Genomic DNA, 9,024 nt, shown 5'->3' on the forward strand with positions numbered 1-9,024 from the left:
ACTGACAACGCCGCCTCACACGGCCCTGTTGCGCCGCCTCGCGAGCTCATCGGCGGGGTTCTGACGCACCAGCGTCTCCCCGGTGTCGATCCGCTCCCCGTGCAGCTGCGAGAGAGCCCCCTCCACGTCACGCCACACGACGCCCACGGCGATCCCGAAAATGCCCTGGCCGCCCTGGAGCAGGTCGTGGACCTCGTCGGGCGACGTGCACTCGTAGACCGTCGCGCCGTCGCTCATGAGCGTCATCCGCTCCAGATCCTGGAAACCGCGGTCGCGCAGATGCTGGACCGTGGTCCGGATGTTCTGCAGGGACACACCCGTGTCGAGGAAGCGCCGCACGATCTTCAGGACAACGACGTCCCGGAAGCTGTAGAGCCGCTGGGTCCCCGAACCACCCGCGGACCGCACACTGGGCTCCACGAGGCCCGTACGGGCCCAGTAGTCGAGCTGTCGGTACGTGATGCCGGCGGCCGCACACGCGGTCGGTCCCCGGTAACCGATCTGTTCCTGTTCGGACTGTCCGGACGTGGCGTCCCCGCTCCCCTGAACGCTCCCCTGAACCGCCATCGGCCTCTGCGGAGAGTGACCGGCCGTGCTGCTGTGAAGCGGATACGGCCCACCCATCGCCGTCCCGTCGCCGCTGCTTCTCACGCCGACCTCCGTCCTTGACCTGCCTGCACGACGGTAGGCAGTCACCAGGGGCTCGTCAACGATCGCCACACTCGGCACGCCGAGTGATAATCACCCTAAGAGTGGTTTGCTGTCCCGCACCGCCGGGAAAGGCTAGCCGAATGGTCAGCAGGGCCCCCGGAAACGACGGCCTACTGGCTGTTGGTGCCGAAGTCCTCGGGAGAGATCTGGTCGAGGAACTCGCGGAACTTCTCCACCTCGTCCTCCTGCTCGTCCGGAATCGCGATGCCCGCGTCGTCGAGGACACCGTCGCTGCCGTAGATCGGCGTTCCCGTACGGAGCGCGAGCGCTATGGCGTCGGACGGCCGGGCGCTCACCTCGACTCCACTGGCGAAGACCAGCTCCGCGTAGAAGACACCTTCCCGGAGGTCCGTGATGCGCACCTCGGTGAGCTCCTGACCCACCGCCTCCAGCACGTCCTTGAACAGGTCGTGGGTCAGCGGCCGTGCGGGCGCCATCCCCTGCTGTGCGAAGGCGATCGCGGTCGCCTCCCCTGGTCCGATCCAGATGGGGAGGTACCGGTCGCCTCCCACTTCACGCAGGAGCACGATCGGTTGGTTGGAGGGCATTTCCACCCGGACACCTACGACGTCGAGCTCGTTCACACAGCAACCCTAGGACGTGCCCGGCCGGTTTGGGTAGTCGGGCACCCCCCGAGTCAGGGCAACCGGACCCCGAGCGCCGTCTGCACCAGTGCAGAATGCAGCTTTCCGGTCAGCCCGGCGAGTTCCTTCGTACGGGCCTCCGCATGGGCCCTGGTCTGCGGATTGCGGTGCCGACGCAGCGGCGCGACGACCTGGTCGACCAGGCCGGCCTCACGTTCGGCCGCCGATTTCATGGCGCGCAAATGCCTGGGTTCGATACCGAATCGCCCAAGTTCCACGACGAGCGCGGCGACCGTCACGGCCTCCGCGTCATAACCGCCGTCCGGCAAGGGCACGATGAGCCCGTACGTCTCCCAGTCGGCGAGCTGCTCCGCGTCGATCTCGGCGGCTGCGAGCAGCTCAGCACGGCCCACACGGGCAGCTGTGGGCTCTTCGGTGTCACTCACGCCCCAGGCGTCACCCGGCTCGCGGGGCTGCCCCAGGGAGGGCGTGGAGACCCGCTCTCCGCGCTCCAGGGCGTCCAGGTGTTCCCGGATCACCTTGAGCGGCAGATAGTGGTCCCGCTGCATGCGCAGGACGTGGCCGAGCCGCTCGACGTCCTGGGGGCTGAACTTGCGGTAACCCGAGGGCGTGCGCTCCGGCTCGATGAGCCCTTCCGACTCCAGGAAACGGATCTTGGAGATGGTGACCTCGGGAAACTCGTCACGCAGCGCGTTCAACACGGCGCCGATGCTCATCAGCCGACGGTCCTCGGCGGCGGTGCCGTTCCCGGCACCGCCCCTCGGTGTTTGAAGCATGGACCTTCCTGAGGATCAGATACCGATGCCCCGCTGGCTCGCGTAGAAGACCAGCCGGTACTTGCCGATCTGCACCTCGTCGCCGTTCGACAGCGCGACCGAGTCGATGCGCTCCCGGTTGACGTACGTGCCGTTGAGGCTGCCCACGTCGGCGACGGTGAAGGAACCGTCCCCGAGGCGACGGAACTCCACGTGACGACGCGAGACGGTCACGTCGTCCAGGAAGATGTCGCTCTGCGGGTGGCGCCCCGCCGTGGTCAGCTCGCCGTCCAGCAGGAAGCGGCTGCCCGAGTTCGGCCCACGGCGCACCACGAGGAGCGCGGAACCGAGCGGCAGTGCGTCAACGGCGGCCTGGGCCTCCGGCGAGAGGGCGGGCGAGGCGGTCTGCCCCGTCACCTCCGCGTCGTAGGCCTCAAGGCCCGAGATGGAGATCGTCGAGGTCGTCTCGGACGGACGCTCCGGCGCGGCCCCGGCCCGCAGCGGCGCGCCGCAGTTGGAGCAGAACCGGCTCGCCTCGGCGTTGCGGTTCCCGCACCTCGTACACACCAGGGCCATGGACGGATCCTCCTGCCGCGGCTGCCCCGCGGGGGCATTCGATGCGTACGGATCGGGGGTAAACCCTCCACCCGTACTTGAGGTTGACGGTTCTCCGAAACCTATGCGGCCCGGACCGGCAGGGTCAACAGACGACGCGCCCTGCGCGCCCGAAATGTCACCGCCTGGCCCACCGACCTGGTCACGGAACATCGGGCGCTCGCCGCCCTGCTCCTCGGCATCTCCATGGCGCGGGGCACGGTGCCGGGCGGTGGCGGGATTGCCACTGTCCTCACGTGCGCTCTTGCCGAACAACTTCGCAAACAACTTCACGGGCGATTCCCCTTGACCGAAACAGACCCGCCCGTGGGGCAGGACGAACCCTGATTGCACACACCGGCGTACATCGGCAGCACAGACATCCTCACAACGTCCGTATCCACCAAACAGTTTCCACCACGCACCACGCTTACGGTGCGCCGACCCCCCGCAACCTCATGCCCTTGACCGGCGGCCCCCATGCACCCCCGCCTCACTGCGACGACGACCGAGCGTAGTCAGGCCGCTTCGCCGCTCGCAAGGCGTCCACCACGATCTTCTCCGCTCGCGTCACGGTGGCGGTGGCCTGCTCCTTCTCCAGAGTCTGCACCACTCCACCTGGGATGTTCAGCGCCGGCTCGAGGTCCTGCGGCTTCCCGATCACCTTGAACCGGTACGGCTTGCCGACCTTGCGGCCGTCCACCCGGACACCACCACTGTCCGTATCCGAAAGATAGGTGTTGGCCACTACGCGTACATCATTGATCTGGATGGCCTCGGCACCCGCGGCACGCAGCTCCTGGATGGCGTCAAGCAGCATGTCCGCCTCGACCGACCCCTTCTTGTCATCGATGGTCAGCGTGATACCAGGACCCTGCGCCGCCACGGTGCCCGCCAGAATGCCGAGTTGACGCTCCTTCTCGACCGTCTGCTTGCGGGCCTCCTCGGCCTGGTCCGAGCTGTTCTCAAGACCGGTGCGCTGGTCCTCGAGACGCTGCTTCTCACCTTCCAGACGCTGTGTACGGTCATCGAGTTCATCGAGGATGCGTACGAGATCTTCCTGACGCGCCCCGCGCAGCGCACTGCTGTCGTTGTTGGAGCGCACCTGGATGGCAAGACCGAGCCCCAGCACGAACAACAGCAGGGCCACGATGAGTTGCGGACGCGTGACGCGAGGCGGCCACAGCCCTTGGGCCAGCCGCTGCCGACCGCTGAGCGGGGTCTTCCCGTCCTGAGACTCGTCGTGCCGCGCGTCCTGCGGTTCGTCCCGCTCGGGCGCTGCGCCGTCCCCGGGCTCCGCGGGCACGCTGCGCACCTCCGCGGGCAGTTCCCTGCTCCGGTTGTCGTCGCCCCCGGGCGTCTTCTCCGTACCCATCCGCGTCACGCCCTGAAGACGTGTCGGCGGATGGCGGCGGCGTTGGAGAAGATCCGGATTCCGAGCACCACCACGACACCGGTGGAGAGCTGGGCGCCCACGCCCAACTTGTCGCCGAGGAACACGATCAGGGCTGCCACGACCACGTTCGAGAGGAACGACACCACGAAGACCTTGTCGTCGAAGATGCCGTCGAGCATCGCGCGCAGGCCTCCGAACACCGCGTCGAGTGCCGCCACCACGGCGATGGGAAGGTACGGCTCGACCACGGCCGGAACCTCGGGCCGGACCAACAATCCGGCCACGACTCCCACGACGAGGCCCAGTACGGCGATCACGATGTGCCCTTTCCTGCCTTCGGCTCTGCTGTACGTACGGTCACACTCGGTGCTGCCGGCAGTCGGACATCATCCTGGACGGAAATGCTGGTCCTGACACCGAAGTTCTCCTGCAGAGCATGCAGATACTGACCGTCGCGACTGTTCTGGAATCTGGTGCTCAAGTTCTGTCCGTCGCCTACGGCAAGCACCGTATACGGCGGCACCAGCGGCTTGTTGTCGACCAGTATCGCGTCCCCCGCGGCCCTGATCGCCGACAGCGCCGTCAGCCGCTGGTCGTTGATGGCGATCGCCTCCGCGCCGGACTGCCACAGGCCGTTGACGACTCGTTGCATGTCACGGTCGCGCACCCGACCGGTGTCGGAGAACCCCGCGCTCTCGCGCGGCCCGCCCCCGCCCTGGTCGGCTTCTTTGGCGTCGTCCACCACAAGCTTCACGCCGGTCCCATGGACCTTGGTGGCACCGGAGAGCAGGGACACCAACTCGCCCTTGCTGCCCCCGTGTTTCTTCAGCGCCTCACGCTGCCGCTCGCCCACGTCGTCGCGGAGCGTCTCGACGTCCCCTTCGAGCTCGTCGGCGTCCGAGGTCGCCGACTCGATCCGGTCGATGAGCTCCGCGCGCTCCTTGGCGACGACCGGAGCCGCTATCCGCGCCTGCGCGGCACCCACCGTCACCACCAGGGCCGCGAGCACGAGACCGAGGGCCAGACCGAGCTTCGCCCGCAGCGGACGCGGCACCCCACCGGCGCCTTGAGCCTTCTTGCGGGCCGCCGCCTCGGCGTAACCCTCGTCCAGGCTGTGGTCCATGACCGTGTTCAGCAGCGACATGGAGGCGTCCGGGCGCCGGGGGCGCGAGGGGGTGCTCCGAACGGGGGGCTGCTGCGGCATGCCGCACATCGTCGCACGTCGCGGGCGCTACCTCCGAATGGCCCCACCGGTGGGCCGGACGGCACCTCGCAGGGGTGCCGTCCGGCCGGTGTCGGCGGTCAGCGACCGGCGCTGTCCACCACGGCGGACCACTCGTCGAGCAACGCCTGGGCCGACGCGTCGTCGGGCCCCTCGGCCCACAGATGGGTGACGGCCTCCGCCGGGTCGGGCAGCACCAACACCCACCGCCCGTCGGACTCCACGACCCGCACGCCATCGGTGGTGTCCACCGAACGCTCCCCCGCGGCCTCCACCACGGTCCGCATCACGAGCCCCTTGACCGCCCACGGCGTCGCGAGGTCCCGCCGCAGCACATGGGCGCGCGGGATACGCGCGTCGATCTGGCTCAGCGTGAGCTGCGTACGCGCCACGAGGCCGATGAGCCGCACAAAGGCAGCCGTCCCGTCGAAGACGCTGCTGAACTCGGGAATGATGAACCCGGCTCGCCCGTCGCCACCGAAGATGGTCGACTCGTCACGACCCACGCGCGTCAGGTCGTCGGGCGACGTGGTCGTCCAGTCCACCTGCGTCCCGTGGTACGCGGCCACCTGCTCACCGATGCGCGTCGTCGTGACCGGCAGCGCGACCCGACCACTGCGGCGTTCCGCGGCGACCAGGTCGAGCATGACCAGCAACGCCCGGTCGTCCTCGATGATCCGCCCCTTCTCGTCGACGAGCGAAAGCCGCTCGCCGACCGGGTCGAAGCGCACACCGAAGTCGGCACGCGACGACGCCACGATCTCGCCCAGCCGCACCAGGCCCGACCTGCGGGACTCGTAGGTCTCGGTCGGACGCGACTCGTCGAGCCCCGGGTTGATGGTCAGCGCGTCGACGCCGAGCCGCCCCAGAAGGCTCGGCAGCACAAGCCCGGCACTTCCGTTCGAGGCGTCGACGACGACCTTCAGATTCGACTCGGCCACACCGGTGGTGTCGACATTGCGCAGCAACGAACCCGTGTAGGAGTCGAAGACACTGGACGGGAAGTGCAGATCTCCGATCTCCCCGGGGAACGCCCGCCGGTACTCCTGGCGCGCGTACACCCGGTCCAGCTTCCGCTGGCTCCCCTGCGAAAGGTCGGCTCCTCGCCCGTCGAAGAACATGATGTCGACGGAGTCCGGTACCCCGGGCGTCGTCCGGATCATGATCCCGCCGGCACTGCCCCGAGCGGTCTGCTGCCGCGCCACGGGCAGCGGTACGTTCTCCAGGTCCCGTACGTCGATGGCGCTGGCCTGCAGGGCCGAGATCACCGCTCGCTTCAGCGCCCGCGCGCCTCGCGAATGGTCACGGGCCGTGGTGACGGTCGAGCCCTTCTTGAGGGTCGTGGCGTACGCCCCCGCGAGCCGCACCGCGAGCTCCGGAGTGATCTCCACGTTCAGGATCCCGGAGACACCGCGTGCCCCGAAGAGATGGGCCTGGCCCCGGGACTCCCAGATGACGGAGGTGTTGACGAACGCGCCTGCCTCGATCGTCTTGAACGGATACACCCGGACATTGCCCTGGATAATCGATTCCTCACCGACCAGGCACTCGTCGCCGATGACGGCACCGTCCTCGATGCGGGAGGCCCGCATGATGTCGGTGTTCCGCCCGACCACACAGCCCCGCAGGTTGCTGTGCTGGCCGATGTAGACGTTGTCGTGCACCACGGTTTTGTGCAGGAAGGCGCCGGTCTTTACCACGACGTTCGACCCCAGGACCGTGTGCTCACGAATCTCGGCGCCTGCCTCCACCTTGGCGTAGTCACCGATGTAGAGCGGTCCGCGCAGCGTGGCGTCGGGATGGACCTCGGCGCCTTCGGCAACCCACACACCGGGCGAGATCTCGAAGCCGTCGAGTTCTACGTCGACCTTGCGTTCCAGCACGTCCGCCTGAGCCTTGACGTAGCTCTCGTGCGTGCCGACGTCCTCCCAGTAGCCCTCGGCGATGTACCCATAGATGGGCTTGCCTTCCTTCATGAGCTGCGGGAAGACGTCGCCGGACCAGTCCACCGACACATCGGGGTCGACGTAGTCGAAGACCTCGGGTTCCATGACGTAGATGCCCGTGTTCACCGTGTCGGAGAAGACCTGCCCCCAGGTCGGCTTCTCCAGGAAGCGCTCGACCTGCCCCTCTTCATCCACGATGGTGATGCCGAATTCCAGCGGATTGGGGACGCGCGTCAGACAGACGGTGACCAGCGCGCCCTTCTCCTTGTGGAAGTTGATCAGTTCGGTGAGGTCGAAATCGGTCAACGCGTCACCGGAGATGACGAGGAAGGCATCGTCCTTCAATGCTTCCTCGGCGTTCTTCACACTCCCGGCAGTGCCGAGTGGCTTCTCCTCATTGGCATAGGTGAGCTCCATCCCGAGCTCTTCACCATCGCCGAAGTAATTCTTGACCAGGGAGGCCAAGAACTGGACTGTCACTACGGTCTCGGTGAGCCCATGCCTCTTGAGCAGCCGCAGTACATGCTCCATGATGGGCCTGTTGGCCACAGGCAGGAGCGGCTTGGGCATGCTCGAGGTCATAGGGCGAAGGCGCGTGCCTTCGCCTCCGGCCATTACGACGGCCTTCATGTCGGAAGCGTCCTCCTCAATAGACGACGATCTAGCCGACCTAGCCAGCCAAAAAAGGCCCGTGAATGTCGCTCACGGGACTGCAAGCTTCTACAGCTGCCAAATCAGCGAGCTCAATCGGCCGTGGTGTCTGCACGGACAAGGCGGCGGACCTGGACCACGTAGAGGATCCCTGCCCACCAGTACAGACTTGTACCCCATCCTGCGAACGCCCATCCGAAAATAGCAGCGAGAGTGTTGATCCAGCCACTTCCATCACTGAGGAGCAGTAGTGGAAAGGCGTACATCAGGTTGAAGGTGGCGGCCTTGCCGAGGAAGTTCACCTGGGGCGGCGGATAGCCGTGACGCCTGAGGATCCAGACCATCACCAGCAGCATCAGCTCACGCAGCAGCAGCGCCGCGGTCAGCCAGAGCGGAAGAATCTCCCGCCACGTGAGCCCGACCAATGTCGACAGGATGTAGAGCCGGTCAGCAGCCGGGTCCAGCAACCGCCCGAGGTTGCTGATCTGGTTCCAGCGGCGGGCCAGCTTGCCGTCGAGATAGTCACTGATCCCGCTCAGCATCAGCACGAGCAGTGCCCAGTGGTCACTCTTCGGACCGCCGAACTCCGGCCTGAGGATCAACCACAGGAAGAGAGGTACGCCGACGAGGCGCGCCATGCTGAGGATGTTCGGGATGGTGAGGACCCGGTCCGTCTGGACACGAGTTTCCTGGACCTCCACCCGGGGGCCTCCTGTGGGAAACGAGCCGATGATGCCCCCTGACCTTACCGTCAGTTGTCAGCCGGCGGTGCAGAGGGGTGACCCAAGCGCGGAAGGCCCCGAAAACACAAAAAAAGCCGTGGTCCCCGGACAATAAGTCCAGGGACCACGGCTATAAAATGAGTTCGGCGGCGTCCTACTCTCCCACAGGGTCCCCCCTGCAGTACCATCGGCGCTGTGAGGCTTAGCTTCCGGGTTCGGAATGTAACCGGGCGTTTCCCTCACGCTATGACCACCGAAACACTATGAAACTGTCAACCGCACCGTAGTCGTGGCCCGACATACGGGGTTGTTCGTGGTTTCAGAACCAACACAGTGGACGCGAGCAACTGAGGACAAGCCCTCGGCCTATTAGTACCAGTCACCTCCACCCGTTGCCGGGCTTCCAGATCTGGCCTATCAAC

Annotated in this window: 9 protein-coding genes and 1 rRNA gene; all 10 read right to left on the reverse strand. The window is 66.7% G+C overall.

Translation table 11 applies throughout. The annotated features are described in order from the left end of the window. Positions 1-15: 15 nt before the first annotated feature. The 10 genes from ACZ5U5_RS05995 to rrf all read right to left on the reverse strand — a co-directional run bounded on the left by ACZ5U5_RS05995 (position 16) and on the right by rrf (position 8,860). The gene (locus tag ACZ5U5_RS05995; RefSeq protein WP_365822345.1) at positions 16-651 is read right to left on the reverse strand and encodes a MerR family transcriptional regulator; all 636 of its coding nucleotides are present in this window, start codon (positions 649-651) and stop codon (positions 16-18) included. A gap of 170 nt (positions 652-821) precedes the next feature. Beyond that, positions 822-1,295, reverse strand: coding sequence for a bifunctional nuclease family protein (locus tag ACZ5U5_RS06000; RefSeq protein ID WP_006123076.1), 474 nt, complete (start codon positions 1,293-1,295; stop codon positions 822-824). Between the two features lie 53 nt (positions 1,296-1,348). Then, positions 1,349-2,092 carry a transcriptional regulator FtsR gene (gene ftsR / locus ACZ5U5_RS06005; RefSeq protein ID WP_469016781.1) on the reverse strand — a complete coding sequence of 248 codons (744 nt, stop codon included), beginning with the start codon at positions 2,090-2,092 and terminating at the stop codon, positions 1,349-1,351. Positions 2,093-2,107: 15 nt separating this feature from the next. Then, entirely contained in the window at positions 2,108-3,076 is a 969-nt protein-coding gene (locus ACZ5U5_RS06010) for an FHA domain-containing protein (protein ID WP_451219193.1), read from the reverse strand. 82 nt (positions 3,077-3,158) lie between these two features. Continuing rightward, the gene (locus tag ACZ5U5_RS06015) at positions 3,159-4,040 is read right to left on the reverse strand and encodes a DUF881 domain-containing protein (RefSeq protein ID WP_469016784.1); all 882 of its coding nucleotides are present in this window, start codon (positions 4,038-4,040) and stop codon (positions 3,159-3,161) included. Between the two features lie 5 nt (positions 4,041-4,045). Continuing rightward, entirely contained in the window at positions 4,046-4,378 is a 333-nt protein-coding gene (locus ACZ5U5_RS06020) for a small basic family protein (RefSeq protein ID WP_003988855.1), read from the reverse strand. Next, positions 4,375-5,274, reverse strand: coding sequence for a DUF881 domain-containing protein (locus ACZ5U5_RS06025; protein ID WP_469016787.1), 900 nt, complete (start codon positions 5,272-5,274; stop codon positions 4,375-4,377). The genes ACZ5U5_RS06020 and ACZ5U5_RS06025 overlap by 4 nt, the downstream gene beginning before the upstream one ends. Positions 5,275-5,363: 89 nt before the next feature. Beyond that, the gene (locus tag ACZ5U5_RS06030; RefSeq protein ID WP_469016790.1) at positions 5,364-7,859 is read right to left on the reverse strand and encodes a sugar phosphate nucleotidyltransferase; all 2,496 of its coding nucleotides are present in this window, start codon (positions 7,857-7,859) and stop codon (positions 5,364-5,366) included. Between the two features lie 113 nt (positions 7,860-7,972). After that, positions 7,973-8,581 (reverse strand): CDP-alcohol phosphatidyltransferase family protein, encoded by a 609-nt coding sequence (locus ACZ5U5_RS06035; RefSeq protein ID WP_363213459.1) that lies wholly within the window; start codon positions 8,579-8,581, stop codon positions 7,973-7,975. A gap of 162 nt (positions 8,582-8,743) precedes the next feature. Further along, positions 8,744-8,860 (reverse strand): 5S ribosomal RNA (gene rrf, locus ACZ5U5_RS06040). Between the last annotated feature and the right edge of the window lie 164 nt (positions 8,861-9,024).

The sequence above is a fragment of the Streptomyces sp. NPDC033177 genome (assembly GCF_055577715.1).

What these genes read in the sequence shown, in the direction of transcription:
- ftsR (WP_469016781.1), bottom strand. Translation starts at nt 2,092, where the DNA reads ATGCTTCAAACACCGAGGGGCGGTGCCGGGAACGGCACCGCCGCCGAG.
- ACZ5U5_RS06015 (WP_469016784.1), bottom strand. Translation starts at nt 4,040, where the DNA reads ATGGGTACGGAGAAGACGCCCGGGGGCGACGACAACCGGAGCAGGGAA.
- ACZ5U5_RS06025 (WP_469016787.1), bottom strand. Translation starts at nt 5,274, where the DNA reads ATGTGCGGCATGCCGCAGCAGCCCCCCGTTCGGAGCACCCCCTCGCGC.
- ACZ5U5_RS06030 (WP_469016790.1), bottom strand. Translation starts at nt 7,859, where the DNA reads ATGAAGGCCGTCGTAATGGCCGGAGGCGAAGGCACGCGCCTTCGCCCT.